17 protein-coding genes are annotated in these 17,044 nt (G+C 69.5%); 11 read left to right on the top strand and 6 right to left on the bottom strand.

The features are described from left to right. The first annotated feature begins 37 nt into the window (after positions 1 to 37). Positions 38 to 2,500 (top strand): leucine--tRNA ligase, encoded by a 2,463-nt coding sequence (gene leuS / locus Psi02_RS30560; RefSeq protein ID WP_203979295.1) that lies wholly within the window; start codon positions 38 to 40, stop codon positions 2,498 to 2,500. Positions 2,501 to 2,688: 188 nt separating this feature from the next. On the opposite strand, the gene Psi02_RS30565 is transcribed toward leuS, so the two are convergent. Together Psi02_RS30565 and lexA are read right to left on the bottom strand one after the other, a co-directional pair. Beyond that, complete coding sequence (locus Psi02_RS30565; RefSeq protein WP_239095297.1) at positions 2,689 to 3,789, bottom strand: MalY/PatB family protein; 1,101 nt, start codon at positions 3,787 to 3,789, stop codon at positions 2,689 to 2,691. Between the two features lie 89 nt (positions 3,790 to 3,878). Next, on the bottom strand, positions 3,879 to 4,577 hold the full coding sequence (gene lexA / locus Psi02_RS30570; protein ID WP_203979320.1) for a transcriptional repressor LexA: 699 nt from the start codon (positions 4,575 to 4,577) through the stop codon (positions 3,879 to 3,881). Between the two features lie 565 nt (positions 4,578 to 5,142). Here lexA and Psi02_RS30575 point away from each other — a divergent pair. The 3 genes from Psi02_RS30575 to Psi02_RS30585 all read left to right on the top strand — a co-directional run bounded on the left by Psi02_RS30575 (position 5,143) and on the right by Psi02_RS30585 (position 9,310). Next, complete coding sequence (locus Psi02_RS30575; protein WP_203979296.1) at positions 5,143 to 5,679, top strand: LysM peptidoglycan-binding domain-containing protein; 537 nt, start codon at positions 5,143 to 5,145, stop codon at positions 5,677 to 5,679. 187 nt (positions 5,680 to 5,866) lie between these two features. Continuing rightward, a complete protein-coding gene (nrdR, locus tag Psi02_RS30580) occupies positions 5,867 to 6,328 on the top strand; it encodes a transcriptional regulator NrdR (protein ID WP_203979297.1) in 462 nt (153 codons plus the stop codon). Between the two features lie 99 nt (positions 6,329 to 6,427). Further along, positions 6,428 to 9,310: a vitamin B12-dependent ribonucleotide reductase gene (locus Psi02_RS30585; protein ID WP_203979298.1), complete on the top strand. Its 2,883-nt coding sequence runs from the start codon at positions 6,428 to 6,430 to the stop codon at positions 9,308 to 9,310. Between the two features lie 140 nt (positions 9,311 to 9,450). On the opposite strand, the gene Psi02_RS30590 is transcribed toward Psi02_RS30585, so the two are convergent. After that, positions 9,451 to 9,966, bottom strand: coding sequence for a methylated-DNA--[protein]-cysteine S-methyltransferase (locus Psi02_RS30590; protein WP_373317711.1), 516 nt, complete (start codon positions 9,964 to 9,966; stop codon positions 9,451 to 9,453). Next, on the bottom strand, positions 9,963 to 11,489 hold the full coding sequence (locus Psi02_RS30595) for a DNA-3-methyladenine glycosylase 2 family protein (protein WP_203979300.1): 1,527 nt from the start codon (positions 11,487 to 11,489) through the stop codon (positions 9,963 to 9,965). The genes Psi02_RS30590 and Psi02_RS30595 overlap by 4 nt, the downstream gene beginning before the upstream one ends. 132 nt (positions 11,490 to 11,621) lie before the next feature. Between Psi02_RS30595 and Psi02_RS30600 the strand changes: the two genes are divergently transcribed. After that, positions 11,622 to 12,479, top strand: coding sequence for an isocitrate lyase/PEP mutase family protein (locus Psi02_RS30600; protein ID WP_203979301.1), 858 nt, complete (start codon positions 11,622 to 11,624; stop codon positions 12,477 to 12,479). Here Psi02_RS30600 and Psi02_RS30605 read toward each other — a convergent pair whose 3' ends face one another. Further along, positions 12,480 to 12,749, bottom strand: coding sequence for a WYL domain-containing protein (locus Psi02_RS30605; RefSeq protein WP_203979302.1), 270 nt, complete (start codon positions 12,747 to 12,749; stop codon positions 12,480 to 12,482). Positions 12,750 to 12,782: 33 nt separating this feature from the next. Between Psi02_RS30605 and Psi02_RS30610 the strand changes: the two genes are divergently transcribed. Together Psi02_RS30610 and Psi02_RS30615 are read left to right on the top strand one after the other, a co-directional pair. Then, positions 12,783 to 12,959, top strand: a complete 177-nt coding sequence (locus tag Psi02_RS30610) for a hypothetical protein (RefSeq protein WP_203979303.1) — start codon at positions 12,783 to 12,785, stop codon at positions 12,957 to 12,959. A 40-nt stretch (positions 12,960 to 12,999) separates the two neighbouring features. Continuing rightward, positions 13,000 to 13,626 carry an NADPH-dependent F420 reductase gene (locus tag Psi02_RS30615; RefSeq protein WP_239095298.1) on the top strand — a complete coding sequence of 209 codons (627 nt, stop codon included), beginning with the start codon at positions 13,000 to 13,002 and terminating at the stop codon, positions 13,624 to 13,626. A gap of 1 nt (position 13,627) precedes the next feature. Here the strand turns inward: Psi02_RS30615 and Psi02_RS30620 are convergent, their stop codons facing one another. Then, positions 13,628 to 14,062 carry a YbjN domain-containing protein gene (locus Psi02_RS30620; protein WP_203951720.1) on the bottom strand — a complete coding sequence of 145 codons (435 nt, stop codon included), beginning with the start codon at positions 14,060 to 14,062 and terminating at the stop codon, positions 13,628 to 13,630. Positions 14,063 to 14,105: 43 nt separating this feature from the next. Between Psi02_RS30620 and Psi02_RS30625 the strand changes: the two genes are divergently transcribed. Genes Psi02_RS30625 through Psi02_RS30640 form a run of 4 tightly spaced genes read left to right on the top strand, consistent with a single transcriptional unit; the run spans position 14,106 to position 16,854 of the window. After that, the gene (locus tag Psi02_RS30625; protein ID WP_308442283.1) at positions 14,106 to 14,969 is read left to right on the top strand and encodes an RNA polymerase sigma-70 factor; all 864 of its coding nucleotides are present in this window, start codon (positions 14,106 to 14,108) and stop codon (positions 14,967 to 14,969) included. Positions 14,970 to 15,009: 40 nt separating this feature from the next. After that, positions 15,010 to 15,789 carry an SDR family oxidoreductase gene (locus tag Psi02_RS30630; protein WP_203979304.1) on the top strand — a complete coding sequence of 260 codons (780 nt, stop codon included), beginning with the start codon at positions 15,010 to 15,012 and terminating at the stop codon, positions 15,787 to 15,789. 8 nt (positions 15,790 to 15,797) lie between these two features. Further along, positions 15,798 to 16,238, top strand: a complete 441-nt coding sequence (locus tag Psi02_RS30635) for a hypothetical protein (protein ID WP_203979305.1) — start codon at positions 15,798 to 15,800, stop codon at positions 16,236 to 16,238. Positions 16,239 to 16,281: 43 nt separating this feature from the next. Further along, positions 16,282 to 16,854: a GNAT family N-acetyltransferase gene (locus tag Psi02_RS30640; RefSeq protein WP_203979306.1), complete on the top strand. Its 573-nt coding sequence runs from the start codon at positions 16,282 to 16,284 to the stop codon at positions 16,852 to 16,854. Positions 16,855 to 17,044 lie beyond the last annotated feature (190 nt).

The following is a 17,044-nucleotide window of genomic DNA, read 5'->3' on the forward strand; positions in this document are numbered from 1 at the left end:
TCTTCATCAGTGATCAGCCGCCTGGCGAGGAGTGGAAGTGGACGAGCCGGTGTACGACCCGCGGGCGCTGCAGGCCAAGTGGCTGCCCCGGTGGGAGGAGCTGAAGCCCTTCGCCGCGGTGGAGGACGCCGCCGACACCAGGCCGCGCAAATACATGCTCGACATGTTCCCCTACCCGTCGGGCGACCTGCACATGGGTCACGGCGAGGTGTTCGCCATCGGCGACGTGATCGCGCGCTTCTGGATGCAGAAGGGTTATAACGTCCTGCACCCCATCGGGTGGGACTCCTTCGGGTTGCCGGCGGAGAACGCGGCGATCAAGCGGAACGCGCATCCGGCCGAGTGGACCTACGCGAACATCGAGACCCAGGCCAACTCCTTCAAGCGTTACGGGATCTCCTTCGACTGGTCACGCCGTCTGCACACCAGCGACCCGGAGTACTACCGCTGGAACCAGTGGCTGTTCAACCGCTTCTTCGAGCGTGGGCTGGCCTACCGCAAGGGAGGCCTGGTCAACTGGTGTCCCGTTGACCAGACCGTCCTGGCCAACGAGCAGGTCGTCGCCGGCAGGTGCGAGCGTTGCGGCTCCGAGGTGGTCCGCCGCGAGCTGACGCAGTGGTACTTCAAGATCACCGATTACGCCGATCGGCTGCTCGACGACATGCAGCAGCTGGAGGGCGGCTGGCCTGAGCGCGTGCTGACCATGCAGCGCAACTGGATCGGCCGATCCACGGGCGCCGACGTCCATTTCCGGATCGAGGGCCGCGACGAGCCCGTCACCGTCTACACCACGCGCCCCGACACGCTGTACGGTGCGACGTTCTTCGTGGTCGCCGCGGACGCTCCGCTGGCCGAGGAGATCGTCGCCCCCGACCGTCGTGAGGCGCTGGCCGTCTACAGGGCCGAGGTCGCCAAGCTCTCCGACATCGAGCGGCTGTCCACCGACAAGGAGAAGACCGGCGTCTTCCTGGGGACGTACGCGATCAACCCGGTCAACGGCGAACGCATCCCGGTCTGGGCGGCCGACTACGTGCTGTCCGACTACGGCCACGGCGCGATCATGGCCGTCCCCGCGCACGACCAGCGTGACCTCGACTTCGCGGTGAAATTCGGCCTGCCGGTCAAGGTCGTGGTCCACACCGGCATGGCCGACCCGGGCGAGACCGGCATCGCGACCCCGGGAGAGGGCACCCTGGTCAACTCGGGGCCGCTCGACGGCCTGTCCAAGGTCGAGGCCATCGAGCGGATCATCGAGATCCTGGCCGAGCGTGACACCGGCAGGGCGACGGTCAACTTCCGGCTGCGCGACTGGCTGCTGTCCCGCCAGCGCTTCTGGGGCACGCCGATCCCGATCATCCACTGCCCCGACTGCGGCGAGGTCCCGGTCCCCGACGAGCAACTGCCCGTCGTATTGCCCGACGTGCGCGGCGCCGACCTCAAGCCCAAGGGCGTCTCGCCGTTGGCCGCCGCCACCGACTGGGTCAACGTCGAGTGCCCCAAGTGCGGCGGTCCGGCCCAGCGTGACACCGACACCATGGACACGTTCGTCGACTCGTCGTGGTATTTCCTGCGGTACGTCGACCCCCACTACGAGGACGGGCCGTTCGACGTCGAGAAGGTCCGCAAGTGGGGCCCGATCGACCAGTACGTCGGCGGCGTGGAGCACGCGGTCCTGCACCTGCTCTACTCGCGGTTCTTCACCAAGGTGCTGCACGACATGGGGATGGTCGACTTCACCGAGCCGTTCCTGCGTCAGCTCAACCAGGGGCAGGTCATCAACCGGGGCAAGGCGATGTCCAAGACGCTCGGCAACGGCGTCGACCTGGGCCAGCAGATCGACGCCTTCGGCGTGGACGCGGTTCGGCTCACGATGTTGTTCGCCGGACCGCCCGAGGACGACATCGACTGGGCCGACGTCTCCCCGGCCGCGTCGCAGAAGTTCCTGGCCCGCGCGTTCCGCGTGATGGTCGAGGCCGGCGAGGCCTCCGCCGCCGGGGCCGACTTCTCGGCCGGTGACGTGGAGCTGCGCAAGGTCACCCACCGGACCATCGACGAGGTCACCAAGCTCGTCGAGAGCTTCCGCTTCAACGTGGCGATCGCCCGCACGATGGAGCTGACCTCGGCCGCACGCAAGGCCATCGACTCGGGCCCCGGCGCCGCCGACCCCGCGGTGCGGGAAGCCGCCGAGGCGATCGCCGTGATGCTCTCGCTGGTCACACCGTACGTCGCGGAAGAGGGCTGGGAGAGGCTCGGGCACGGGCCTTCGGTCGTGCACGCGGGCTGGCCGGTCGCCGACGCGGCGCTGCTGGTGCAGGAGTCGGTCACGGCCGTCGTCCAGGTGGCGGGCAAGGTGCGCGACCGCCTGGAGGTCTCGCCGGAGATCTCCGAGGACGACCTGCGGGAGCTCGCCCTGGCCTCGGACAAGGTCCAGGCGTACCTGGATGGCGCGCCGCGCAAGGTGATCGTGCGTGCGCCGAAGCTGGTCAACATCGTTCCCTGACACTCGGGCTACGGGACGGCCGTCGACGCTCGCCGTATCGGCGATGAGAGCGTTGACGGCCGCCGTATCAGCGGGCACAGCGTCGACGGGCCGCCGGGCACAGCGTCGACGCCCGCCCCATCAGCGGGCGCGCCGGGCAGAGCATTGACGGCCGCCGCCGGACACGATGGCGCCCGGCGGCGGAGTGGTCAGAGCGCCCGCGCGATGCGGGCCAGCATCTCCTCGAGGATGGGACCCGAGGTGGCGAAGTTGAGGCGGGCCTGTGTGTCGGCGCCGCCGTACATCGGACCGGGGTTGAGCCGCACCTGTGCCTCCCGTTCGACGAACGCGGCGGCGTCCGTGATGCCGAAGTCCAGCCACGCGAGATAGGTGGCCTCAGGGACCCGATAGCCGACCTGAGGTGTCAGCCGCTTGGCGACCAGCTCCCGGTTGCGGTCCAGGATCGCGAGCACCTCGCGCTGCCATGCGTCACCGTGCCTCCAGGCCGCGATCGTGGCGTCGACGCCCAGCACGCTCGGCGAGCCGTAGATGTTCGGTGGCTCCGCGGCCAGCGCGTCACGCAAGGCCGAGGCCCCGAGATGGGCGACGGAGCATTGCAGGCCCCCCATGTTGAAGGCCTTGCTCGCCGATGTGAGCGTGACGGTGCGCGCCGGGAGGATCGTCGCGAAGGGGATGTGCACCGCCGGAGCGTAGACGAGCTCGGCGTGGATCTCGTCGGAGATCACCAGGGTGTCATGCCGCTCGGCGTATTCAGCGACCTCTGCCAGCTCCACGCGGGTGAACGAGCGGCCCGTCGGATTCTGGGGGTTGACCAGGAGGACCACGCGAGCGGGCTCGTCCGGCATCTCGAACCGGCCGTCGGGGCCGATCGGGATGGGCAGCAGCCGAAGGCCCATGGCCCGGAGCGTCTCGAAGAAGGGATCGTAGGCCGGCACGTGCATCGCCACGGCGTCTCCAGGCCGGGTGGTCAGCCGCAGCACCACCTGGAGCGCCTGGGCGATGTTCGTGAACGACCAGACCTGGCCGGGATCGAGCTGCCAGCGGTACCTGTCCGCCATGCGCTCGGCGAACGCCTCGGCGAGCGGAGGAATATGGGCGTCGTCCACCCACGTCGGGTAGCCCAGATCGGTCTTGACGCGCCTGACGACGGCCTCCCGCACCGCGTCAGGCACGGGGAAGTCCATGTCCGCGACCCAGGCCGGGATCACGCCGGGCGGAGTGGACGCCCACTTGATCCCGTCGCGGGTACGAGCGTCTTCAAGAGTGAGGGAGTCGAGATCGTTGAGCACGCTCTCACCCTATTTGCGCCAGTTCTGGCCGCAAGGGCGGACCCATCGCTCCGCGGTGCCGACCGACGCCGCGGAGCGCAGGTGCCTGTCTAGAGCTTGCGCAGGACCGCGGTGACCTTGCCGAGCACGGTCGCCTCGTCGCCGGGGATCGGCTCGTAGCTCGGGTTGTGCGGCACCAGCCACACGTGCCCGTCCTTGCGCTTGAACGTCTTGACCGTGGCCTCGCCGTCGATCATGGCCGCCACGATGTCGCCGTTGTCCGCCACCGGCTGCTGCCGGACGACCACCCAGTCGCCGTCGGCGATCGCCGCCTCGATCATCGAGTCACCGGAGACCTGTAGCAGGAACAACGTGCCCTCGCCCACGAGCTGCTTGGGCAGCGCGAAGACGTCTTCGATGCTCTGCTCGGCCAGGATCGGCCCACCGGCGGCGATGCGGCCGACCAGCGGCACGTAGGCAGCCGTGGGCCGGTTGAACCCGGCCTCCTCCTCCGTCGCGTCGGGATCCACCCACAGAACCGGCTCGCCCGGCAACCGGACCTCAAGCGCCCGGGGCCGGTGCGGGTCGCGCCGCAGGTAGCCCTTGCGCTGAAGTGCCGTCAGCTGGTGGGACACACTCGAGGTGCTGGTCAGCTGGACCGCCTCGCCGATCTCCCGCATGGACGGCGGGTAGCCCCGCTGCTGGACCGAGTCGCGGATCACCTCAAGGATCTTGCGCTGCCTCGGGGTGAGACCAAGCGAGTCACGCCTGCGAACCGCGAGATCGCTGACACTTTCCGCCTGCTCAATTCGGTCGCTCACGATGCCACCTCTCAATCCGTGTTCCTCACGTCGCACAGAGCGACGGTACCTCGATTCAAGATCAATATCAAACAATTGTTCGATAGTCCTCGAAATCGTCGGTGCCGTGGTGTACAACATCGTACGGGAGTTCGATCGACATCGTGTTCGATTTTCCGATCTTCTTTTCAACTGTGTCCACGCAGCTCAGGAACAGTTAAGGGAGGCAGTCATGAGGCCGGAGCCCAACGTCCCCCGTATTGTCCGTATTAGTTCTGACGTTTCACGGCCTCGCGAGACCCGTGAACGGGTGCGCGGCACTCGGGAACATGCTTGCGAAATCCGCGAGGGTGCCACCGATATGCACGGTTCCCCTGACGCGTGTGCGCATGCGCGCCCGGAGCTTCCGAGCAATGTGCGGGAGTTCGTCCGGCCCGCCTCACGTTCCAGGCGACAGCCGGCGCGTCCCCGTGGCGGTCCGCCCCGCTCCGGGGCCGGCACCGAGACCAACACAGGCACCGAAACCGGCATCGGCACCAACGCAGGCACGGGCTCCGGCACCGGGACCGGGCCTGTGATCGACATCGGCGCCGGAGCGCTGGGGGGCCGCCCCCGTGTGGACGGCACGGCGGCACGCGCCGCCAGAGTGCCCGGCCCTGCCGATGGCGTACGCGCGACGCCGGCACCCGGAGGCGCCTCCCGTCCCGGGGCCCACTCGCGCGCCGTCTCGCGTGTCGCGGGCCCTGCGAGTGCCTCCCGTCCGGGGGCCCGCCCCCGCGCCGTCGTGCGCCGGCCCGATCCGCCGCTGCGGCTGACCCGGCGGGGCAAGGTGGTCTTGGTCACGGTCGTCACGATCCTGGCTCTCGGAGTCCTGTGGTTGGGTACTCTCGCGGCGGTGACCGCCTCGACCGGCACGGCGTCGCCCGCCCATGACGGCCTGCCGTACGTGGACGTCCAACGGGGCGACACGCTGTGGAAGATCGCGAGCGCGGTGGGCGACGGCGGTGACCCGGCTCCGATGGTTCGGCAGATCATGAACCTCAACGGCCTGTCCGACTCGCTCATCCGGCCGGGTACCCGGCTGTACGTCCCGAGCGGGCTGCCGCGCTGAACCTTGCGTGACACGCGGGGATACGCCTGTGACACGCGGGCTGAACAGCGACTTCGGCGTGGCGGGGCGGGTCGACTTGCGTTCATGGTCGGGCACTTCTACGGTTGGACCACAACATCTAGTAGTCACACCGATGTAAGTTCACCACACCTAGTGGTTACGGTGTGCGGTCCCGGGAGGTGATGACATGTACTGTCCGTTCTGTCGTCATCCGGACACGCGAGTCGTGGACAGCCGGTCGACCGAGGACGGGGCGGCGATCCGCCGCAGGCGAACCTGCTCCGAATGCGGACGCAGGTTCACCACCCAGGAGACCGTGCTCCTCATGGTGAGCAAGCGCAGCGGCGTGACCGAGCCGTTCTCCCGAGACAAGGTCATCGCCGGTGTCCGGCGGGCCTGTCAGGGCCGGCCGGTCAGCGAGGACTCGCTCGCGCAACTGGGGCAGCGCGTGGAGGAGACCATCCGGGGCACCGGATCGGCGGAGATCGCCTCCCATGAGGTCGGTCTCGCCATCCTGGGCCCGCTGCGGGATCTCGACGAGGTGGCCTACCTGCGATTCGCCTCGGTGTACCGGGGCTTCGAGACGCTGGCCGACTTCGAGGCCGAGATCGAGCAGCTCAGGGTGGCTCGGGCCCCGGCCGATAAGTAGCAGCCCGCCCCCGTGCCGGGTACCGGCCGGCACGTCGGTGTGGTTATAGAACATGTGGTCCGACAAGGGGCTCCCACCGGGCCCTTGAAGGGGGAAGTCATGACGGAGATCGTGAACGGCACCGCGACGGGGACCGGGGGGACGGCCGGCGGAGGCCGTGGGGGCAGGCGTCCGCGCAAAGGCCTCAAGATGAAGCGCATCTTCACCACGCCGGGGGTTCATCCCTACGACGAGGTCCGCTGGGAGCGCCGCGACGTCGTGATGACGAACTGGCGCGACGGCTCGGTCAACTTCGAACAGCACGGCGTCGAGTTCCCTGAGTTCTGGTCCGTGAACGCCGCCAACATCGTGACGACGAAGTACTTCCGGGGCGCCGTCGGCACACCGCAGCGCGAGTGGAGCCTGAAGCAGCTCGTCGACCGGGTGGTGGGCGTCTACACGAAGACCGGCGTGGAGCACGGCTACTTCGCCACCGAAGAGGACGCCGAGATCTTCGACCACGAGCTCAAACACTCGTTGATCCACCAGATCTTCAGCTTCAACTCGCCCGTTTGGTTCAACGTCGGCACGCTGTCTCCGCAGCAGGTGTCGGCCTGTTTCATCCTCGCCGTGGACGACACCATGGAAGCGATCCTCGACTGGTACAAGGAAGAGGGTGTGATCTTCAAGGGCGGTTCCGGCTCGGGCATCAACCTGTCCCGCATCCGCTCGTCCAAGGAGCTGCTGTCCAGCGGTGGCACGGCCAGCGGCCCCGTCTCCTTCATGCGCGGCGCCGACGCCTCGGCCGGGACGATCAAGTCGGGCGGCGCGACCCGCCGGGCCGCGAAGATGGTCGTGCTCGACGTCGACCATCCCGACATCGAGGAGTTCATCGAGACCAAGGCGCGCGAAGAGGACAAGATCCGCGCCCTGCGCGACGCCGGGTTCGACATGGACCTGGGCGGCAAGGACATCGTGTCCGTGCAGTACCAGAACGCCAACAACTCGGTCCGCGTCTCCGATGAGTTCATGCGCGTCCTCGAGTCCGGCGGCAAGTTCGGCCTGCGGGCGCGACTGACCGGCGAGGTCATCGAGGAGGTCGACGCGAAGTCGCTCTTCCGCAAGATGGCCAAGGCCGCCTGGGAGTGCGCCGACCCCGGCCTGCAGTACGACGACACGATCAACGACTGGCACACCTGCCCGGAGACCGGGCGCATCACCGCCAGCAACCCGTGCTCGGAGTACCTCCACCTGGACAACTCGTCCTGCAACCTGGCGTCGATCAACCTGCTGAAGTTCCTGCGCGACGACGACAGCTTCGACGTGCCGAACTTCGTCAAGCTGACCGAGCTGATCATCACCGCGATGGACATCTCGATCACCTTCGCGGACTTCCCGACCGAGAAGATCGGCGAGACCACCCGCGCGTACCGCCAGCTCGGGATCGGCTACGCCAACCTCGGCGCGCTGCTCATGGCCACCGGCCACGCCTACGACTCCGACGGCGGGCGGGCCATCGCCGGAGCGATCACGTCGCTGATGACCGGCACCTCCTACCGCCGCTCGGCCGAACTGGCCGCGATCGTCGGGCCGTACGACGGCTACCAGCGCAACGCCGAGCCGCACAAGCGGGTCATGCGCAAGCACGCGGCGGCCAACGACGACCTCCACACGATCGACGCGATCGACGGGGCCATCCACGCCGAGGCGACCCGGCAGTGGCAGGAGTGCCTCAAGCTCGGTGAGAAGCACGGCTACCGCAACGCACAGGCCTCGCTTCTCGCGCCGACCGGCACCATCGGCCTGATGATGGACTGCGACACCACCGGCATCGAGCCCGACCTGGCCCTGGTCAAGTTCAAGAAGCTCGTCGGCGGCGGCTCCATGCAGATCGTCAACCAGACCATCCCGCGGGCCCTTCGGCAGCTCGGCTACCAGGAGGAGCAGGTCGAGGCGATCGTCGAGTACATCGCCGAGAACAGCCACGTGGTCGACGCCCCCGGTCTGCGGCCCGAGCACTACGAGGTGTTCGACTGCGCGATGGGCGAGCGGGCCATCGCCCCGATGGGCCACGTCCGGATGATGGCGGCCACCCAGCCGTTCCTGTCCGGCGCGATCTCCAAGACGGTCAACCTGCCGGAGTCGGCCACGATCGACGACATCGAGCAGGTCTACCAGCAGGGCTGGAAGCTCGGCCTGAAGGCCCTGGCCGTCTACCGCGACAACTGCAAGGTGGGCCAGCCGCTCTCCGTGGCCAAGAAGCCCACGGAAGAGGCGAAGGCCGAGACGCCCGCCGTCCAGGTCATCGAGGTGCCGCGGCCGACGCGCCGCCGAATGCCGAACCAGCGGCCGAGTCTGACCACGCGCTTCACGGTCGGCGGAGCCAAGGGCTACATGACGGCGTCCTCCTACCCCGACGACGGCGTCGGCGAGGTCTTCCTCAAGATGTCGAAGCAGGGGTCCACGCTCGCCGGCGTCATGGACGCGTTCTCCGTGGCCATCTCGATCGGCCTGCAGTACGGCGTGCCGCTGGACACCTACGTCCAGAAGTTCGTCAACATGCGGTTCGAGCCGGCCGGGATGACCGACGACCCGGATGTCCGGATGGCGCAGTCCGTCATGGACTACATCTTCCGGCGGCTGGCCCTCGACTATCTGCCGTACGAGGACCGCTCGGCGCTGGGCATCTACTCGGCCGCCGAGCGTACGGCTCAGGCACGCGGAGAGGACCCGGCCGCGCTGCAGGACGTCGTGGACACCGCCGCGCTGGCCCAGTCGGCGCCGATCGAGGAGAAGCCGGCCGAGGGCAAGGCGGCTGAGGGGAAGGCCGTGGCCGTCACCCCGCCCGCCTCACGTCCGGAACTGGAGCTCATCCCGTCGCTGGAGAGCCACGCGGGCCGTACGGCGGACGCCCCGCTGTGCATGACCTGCGGGACGAAGATGCGGCCTGCGGGAAGCTGCTACGTCTGCGAGGGATGCGGCAGCACCAGCGGCTGCAGCTGAAATCGGGCGCAGACGCATCCGGCGCACCTGATCGGCTACGGCTGACAGGGCGACTCTGAAGGGGGAACGGCTCCGGCCGTTCCCCCTTCTGCGTGTCAGGCGGGACGGGTGGCGGTCCGGCGCACAAGGCGGCCCTGGGGTCAGAAGAGCGTGCTCCCGCTGACCCGGCGCTCGAAGGCGAGCAGATGACGTTTGCGGTCCAGCCCGCCCCCGTAGCCCACCAGGCTGCCCGAGGAGCCGACGACGCGATGGCAGGGCACGATGATGCCGATCGGGTTCTTGCCGTTGGCCAGGCCCACGGCCCGGACGGCGGCCGGCTGTCCGATCCGCTCGGCGAGTTGCCCGTAGGAGATCGTCTCGCCGTGGGGGATCTCGCGAAGACCCGCCCAGACCCGCTGCTGGAACGGGGTGCCGACCAGCCTCATCGGGAGGTCGAACGTCGTGCGCCGCCCGGCGAAGTAGTCCGCGAGCTGGTCGCCGACCTCGGCGAACGGAGTGTCGTCCGGCTCGCCGAAGGTCTCCTCCGACGGTCGATGGCGCTGGCGTTCCATGTAGAGGCCGGCCAGGACGCCGTCCAGCGCCACGAGGGTGAGCGGGCCGACCGGGCTGTCCACCACGGTGTGCGTCCGGTGCCCCGTTCGGGCTTCCATGGTCATCGAAGATTCCTTCCCGCCGGTCGGCCGGCTTTCGTCGATTCGTGATCCGCGTGCGCCTCCGGCATGTGGTTGACCGGGTGGTCGCCGGTGGCCCACAGATGTTGTACGGCGTAGGCGCGCCAGGGCCGCCAGGCGGCGGAGTGCCGGCTCAGGGCGGCGGGGGTCGCGGGCAGGCCCAGCTCGCGGGCGGCGACGCGGACGCCGAGGTCGCCGGGCACGAACGCGTCCGGATCGCCGAGGGCGCGCATCGCGATGGTCTCGACCGTCCACGGTCCCAGTCCGGGCAGGGCCGAGAGCTGGGCCCGGGCCCGCTGCCAGTCGTTGCCCGCACCGAGGTCGACGTCCCCCGCGGCCAAGGCCGCGATCAGCGAGACGACGGCGTCGCGGCGCGCCCGTGGAAGGGCGAGCCCGGCCGGGTCCAGCTCCGCCAGGGCCGCCGAGTCGGGGAACAGGTGGGTGAGCCCTCCTCCCGGGTCCGCGACCGCCTGGCCGTACGCCGCGGCCAGCCGTCCGGCATGGGTGCGGGCCGCGGCCGTGGACACCTGCTGGCCGAGCACCGCGCGCACCGCGAACTCGCCCGCGTCGACGGTGCGGGGCACTCGCCGTCCGGGTTCCTTGTCCACGAGCGGGGCGAGGACCGGGTCGCGGCGGAGCAGGTCGTCGACGGCGACGGGATCGGCGTCCAGGTCGAGCAACTGGCGGCACCTCGTGATGGCGGTCGACAGATCACGCAGGTCGGTCAGGGTGAGCACACAGGCGATGTGATCGTGTTCCGGCCGCAACGCGACCACGCCGTGGCCGCGGGGCAGGCGAAGGGTCCGCCGGTACGCGCCGTTCCGCCATTCCTCCACCCCCGGGACGGCGGTCGCCGCGAGATGGCCGAAGAGGTTGCCGGGGCACAGCGGCGCCCGGAACGGCAGGCGCAGGGAGAGGACTCCGGGGGCCGCGGCCTGGTGCCCGCGGGCCGCGCGGGCCCGGAGTTCGCTCGGGGTCAGGGCGAAGACCTCACGGACCGTGTCGTTGAACGCCCGCACGCTGCCGAACCCCGCGCCGTGGGCGACGTCGCTCATGGGCAGGGAACTCGTCTCGATGAGAATCCGGGCGGTCTGGGCGCGCTGGGCACGGGCGAGCGCGAGCGGGCCGGCTCCCATTTCGGCGAGCAGTTGCCGTTCGATCTGCCGGGTGCTGTACCCGAGCCGGGTGGCGAGACCGGAGACGCCGTCGCGGTCCACGACGCCGTCGGCGATCAGGCGCATCGCGCGGGCCACGACGTCGGCGCGCTCGTTCCATCGGGGTGACCCGGGGCTGGCGTCCGGCCGGCACCGTTTGCACGCCCGGAAACCCGCCTGCTGCGCCGCGGCCGCGGTGGGATAGAACCGCATGTTCTCCGGCTTGGGCGGCACGCCCGGACAACTCGGCCGGCAGTAGATGCCCGTGGTGACGACCGCGGTGAAGAACCATCCGTCGAACCGGGCGTCCTTGGACTGCACGGCTCGCACGCATCGGTCCCGGTCATCATGCATGTCGACAACTGTGCGCCCGGCCATGCGCGCAAGCTAGCGGAAATCCGACATCAACGTCGACACGGCCCTCGGCTGACGTTGATGTCGGAATCTCGCCAGACCTCGGACCGCCGGTGCCGCTGGAATGCTCATATGTCCATCTCTCACACTCAGACCGCGTCCTCAACCGGCCGCGCCCGGCTCTTCCGCAACCTGCACACGAGCGGCCGCCCGCTCGTGCTGCCCAACGCGTGGGACGTCGCCAGCGCGCGCGTGGTGGAGGACGCGGGTGCCGCCGCGATCGCCACGACCAGCGCGGGTGTCTCATGGAGTCTCGGCGCCGCCGACGGTGACCGGCTCGGCCGCGATCTCGCCGTCGGACTGGTCGCCCGCGTCTCGGCCGCGGTGAGGCTCCCGGTCACCGCGGACATCGAAGGCGGCTACGCGGACGATCCCGACGGGGTCGCCGTGACCGTCCGGGACGTGGTCGCCGCCGGCGCCGTGGGGATCAACCTCGAAGACGCCCATCACGCCGGGCCGGCGGCGGCACCGCGCCCGGTGGGGGAGCAGGCCGAAAGAATCGCGGCGGCCCGGCAGGCCGCCGATCCGGACGCGCTGTTCATCAACGCCAGGATCGACACCTACCTGCTCTCCGCCGGGGACCCCGAGACCCGCCTGGCGGACACCCTGGATCGGGCCGAGGCCTACGTCGCCGCCGGCGCGGACGGGATCTTCGTGCCCGGTGTCACGGACCCCGCGATCGTGTCGGCTCTGGCCGAGGGCGTGAGGGCGCCGCTGAACGTGCTCGCCGGTCCGGGGGCGAGCACCGTCGAGGACCTGGCCCGGCTGGGGGTGGCCCGCGTCAGCCTCGGCTCCTCCATCGCCGAGGCCGCCTACGCCGTCGTCCGGCGCGGCGCGCGAGAGGTGCTCACCTCCGGCACGTACGAAACCCTCGCGGGGGCGCTCGACTACGGCGAACTCAACGACCTCCTGCGCGGCCCCGTGGCATGATCACGGCGTCGCGCGGGAGTACCGCTCGCCCAACCGGCGGATGTGCTCCACGAGCTCAGGCGGCTCCGTGACCTCGAAGTCCGCGTCGAGCACGCCCAGGTAGAGCGCGAGCATGTGCGGGGTGTCCGAGCCCGCGGTGATCACGCAGGTGTGGTCGTCGACCGCCTCGACGGTCACGGCGGGCGGCAGTCGTTCCGCGATGACCTCCGCGGGCGCGTGCACGGTCACCCGGGCGCGGAACCTCCAGCTGGCCTGCCCCAGCCCGGCCATGACGTACGTCTCCAGGTCGGGAGCTCCCTGGGGGTGAAGCCGACCGGCGTGGCGGTGTTCGCTGCCGACAACGGCATCCGGAGCCTGCTCGACCCCGAGAACGCGATCACGCACTGGTCGGAGTTCGACACGGGCGGCCACTTCCCGGCCATGGAGACGCCCGGTCCGCTGGTCACCGACGTGCGTGAGTTCTTCCGCTCACTGCGGTGAGCTGGGGAATGGGGGCCGTCGGCGGCGCGTTTCACCGGCCATGGTTATTGGACTGATCGGCAGTGGGCACATCGGCGGCACCATCGCGAAGCTGGCGCTCGGCGCCGGGCACTCGGTGGTCGTCAGCAACTCCCGCGGCCCGGAGACGCTGTCGGAACTGGTCGCGCAACTCGGCCCCGGCGCCCGCGCGGCGACCGCGGCCGAGGCGGCGGCCGCCGGAGACATCGTCGTGGTGACGATCCCGTTCGGCCGCTACCGCGAGGTCCCGGTCGAGCCGCTCGCCGGCAAGATCGTGATCGACACGAACAACTACTACCACGAGCGCGACGGGCGCTTCCCGGACATCGACTCGGGCGAGACGTCGGACAGCGAGACGCTGGCCGCCCACCTGCCCACGTCCCGGGTGGTCAAGGCGTTCAACTCGATCCACTACGCCCAGCTGGGGGAACAGGGTGTGCCGAGTGGGACCGAAGACAGGCGCGCCCTGCCCATCGCGGGTGACGACGCGGAGGCCAAGAAGGCCGTGACCGACCTGATCGACTCCTTCGGCTTCGACGTGGTCGACGCCGGGCCGCTCGCCGAGGGCCGCCGGTTCCAGCGGGACAAGCCCGCCTACGGCCCGCGCTTCACGGTCGAGACGCTGAAGGACGCCCTGGCCCAGGGCTGACCTAGCCCGCCTCGAAGGCGAGGCGGTCGGCGAGCCAGCGGTGGAACTTGATCGCGAACCTGACCCAGTGGGCGATGACCGTGGTGAGGTGCTCCCGGGTGACGCCCGCGCCGATGTACAACTGCGCGTCGCCGATGACCCGGATCACGCCGCTGTCCGGGGTGAACGCGTACACCTTCGGCCACATGGTGTCCGCGTTCCACTCGTTCAGCGCCGTGAGCAACATCGGTTTCTCGTCGACCGAGTAGTGCCGGTCATAGAAGGTCCGGATCGTGAAGAGATCGCCCTCCGAGCCGAACAGGAAGAAGACGGTCAGCTCCGAGGTGGAGATCGCGAGATCCCCCTCGGAGTCGACGGTGTGCTCGAGATCCAGCTCGTCGAGGATCTCTGTGATGAGCTCCTGATCCGGCTGGACGACCGCTGGCGAAGGGGTCACACCAACCATCCTGCACCATGAGGCCGTCAATAGGCTGGGGGTCGTGGCAGAGGAATTCGAGGGGCACCGCCAGCGGCTGTTCGGGCTCGCCTACCGGCTCCTCGGCTCGGGGGCCGAGGCCGAGGACGCCGTGCAGGACGCCTACCTGCGCTGGTACGCCGCCGACCGCGCGTTGATCGCGTCTCCCGAGGGCTGGCTGGCGAAGGTCCTGACCAATCTGTGCCTCGACCGGCTCACCTCGGCCCGCGCCCGGCGGGAGCAGTACATGGGGCCATGGCTCCCCGAGCCCGTCCTCACCGACGAGCCGGCGGAGACCGCGGAGCAGTCTGAGTCGATCTCGATGGCGTTCCTCGTCATGCTCGAACGGCTCACGCCGCCCGAGCGGGCGGTCCTCGTTCTGCGCGAGGCGTTCTCGTACGGCTATCGCGAGATCGCCGACGTGCTCGACCTGTCCGAGGCGAACTGCCGCCAGGTGCACCACAGGGCGCGGCAGCGGGTGTCGGGTCAGCGGAGGTTCGACGCGTCCGCCGAGTCGCGGCGGCTGATCGTCGAGCGCTTCCTCACCGCGGCCACGAACGGCGACCTCGCCGGTCTGGAGCAGTTGCTCGCCGCCGATGTCGTCGCCTGGGCCGACGGCGGAGGCAGGGTCAGCGCGGCCATGCGCCCGGTGTCCGGAGCCGTCAAGGTCGGCCGGTACGCGGCCGGGCTCGCTGAGAGGTACCGCGAGATCGACGTCCGCCTGGTCTACGCCGAGGTCAACGGTGAGGCCGCTCTCCTCGCGTCGATCGAGGACCGGCTTGTCGCGGTGTTCGTCATCCAGACGGACGGGGAGCGGATCCACGGCCTCCGCAACGTCCTCAACCCGGAGAAGCTGGCCTATCTCGCCGGCCAGCTGGCTCGCCGCTGAGGGTTGTCACAATCCGGAGGCCTATCCCGTTCGTTGAAGTATGAGCCAATCCATACTCGTCACGGGGGGCACCGGCACCCTCGGCGTCCATGTCGTCGGCCGGCTCCTGGAGGCCGGGCATCCCGTCCGGGTGCTGACCCGGTCGCCACGCCTCGACACGCCGTACACGGTGGTGGGCGGTGACCTGACCAGCGGCGCCGGAGTGGACGAGGCCGTCGCCGGCGCGGACACGATCGTGCATCTCGCGAGTGACCCCATGGTCATCGGCTCCGACCTCGAGGGGGCCCGCCGGTTGGTCGAGGCCGCCCGCCGGGCCGGGACGGCGCACCTCGTCTTCATCTCGATCGTGGGCGTCGACAGGAGCCCGTACTTCTACTACCGGGCCAAGTACGCGGCCGAGCAGGTGATCGAGGCCTCGGGCCTGCCGTACACGATCCTGCGGACGACCCAGTTCCACGATTTCGTCCTTTACGTGACCCGAGAGCTCGCCCGTCGTCCCGTCATGCCCGTTCCAATGGGATGGCGATTCCAGCCGATCGACACCGGCGAGGTGGCGGAACGGATGGTCGCGCTCGCGTCAGGAGGCGCCGCCGGCCGCGTTCCGGACATGGGGGGATCCGAGACGCTCACGTTCCGCGAGTTGATGGAGCTCTATCTCGCCGGGCTGCGGCGCCCACTCGTGCCTGTCCCGGTCCCGGGGAGGATCTCGGCGGCGTTCCGCCGGGGTGCGCATCTCGTGGAGGGAGACGGTGGAGGCCGCCGAACGTATGGCGCGTTCCTGGCTGATCAAGTCAAGCCGGGCCAGCCGGTAGGAAGGTAGGGGTAGTCATGACCAACGTCTCCGCTCCGCGGCCGGCTGTGGATGGCCGTGCCGTGTGGCTTCGTGTCGGATTCGCCTATCTGGCGTTCACGGAACTCGTCATCGGGTTGTGGCAGATGTCGGCGCCGCGCTCGTTCTACGACGACTTCCCCCTGCCCGGGCACCCATGGGTCTCGATGTTGCCCGCGTACAACGAGCACCTGATGCGGGATCTCGGCGGTCTCAACACGGGCATGGGGGTCATGCTCGTGATCACGGCGATCACGTTGAACCGCATGGTCGGGTGGGTGGCGCTGCTCGGGTACCTGATCTACTCGGTGCCCCACCTGCTCTTCCACGTCGGTCACCTCGCCCATTACACGCCGGTCGACGTGGCGGGCCAGGTGATCACTCTGGGGATCAGTGTCATCGTCCCGGCCCTGCTCCTGTACGGCCTGCTGCGGAGGTGACTCCGGTTGTCGTCCCGGGAGAGGGCGGCCCGACGATGGGAGCATGTCGATCTCAGGTGACGACGCGGGCGGTCGGGACGCGACGGGCACAGGCCCAGGCTCGATCAGCGGGTATGGAGCCGGGTCTTCCGCTGATCCGCCGATCCGGCGGGCCGTCCCGGCCGATGTCCCCGCCCTGGTACGGCTCCGCGCGCTCATGCTCCAGGAGATGGGGCTCGCCGTCGGGGATCAGGACGCCGAATGGCGTCACAGCGCCGGGGCCTGGTTCGAACGGCGGCTGCGGGACACGTCGCGGTTCGCCGTCTTCGTGGCCGACGATCCCGAGCTGGGACTCGTGAGTTGTGCCGCGGGGATCTGTGAGGACCGCGCACCGAGTCCGACGAATGTCGGCGGGTTCCACGGCCATGTCTTCAACATCAGCACGGACGTTCGCAGTCGGCGACGGGGTCACGCGAGGGCATGTCTGGTCGCGCTGCTCGACTGGTTCCGTGACGAGACGGCGGCCGGGGTGATCAGCCTCAACGCCACTGAGGACGGCATGAACCTGTACCGGTCCCTCGGCTTCGAGGCTCCGGGATTCCCGCCGCTTCAGCTGCGGATCGACAGGTCACCATGATGCGCGGGCGACGAGGTCTCCGGTGATCGGGCCCGGCACCCATTGCGGTCACTTGGTGTGGGGGTTGGGTTCGGGGAGGGGTTCGATGATCGGTGGGGGTTGGACGGGGTAGTGGTGGCCGGTTCGGCTGATCCAGGTCAGGTGGCCGGGTGCGGTCTGGGTGAGTTGCCAGCCGTGGTCGCGGAGGTCG

The sequence above is a fragment of the Planotetraspora silvatica genome (assembly GCF_016863315.1).
GTDB classification, from domain to species: domain Bacteria; phylum Actinomycetota; class Actinomycetes; order Streptosporangiales; family Streptosporangiaceae; genus Planotetraspora; species Planotetraspora silvatica.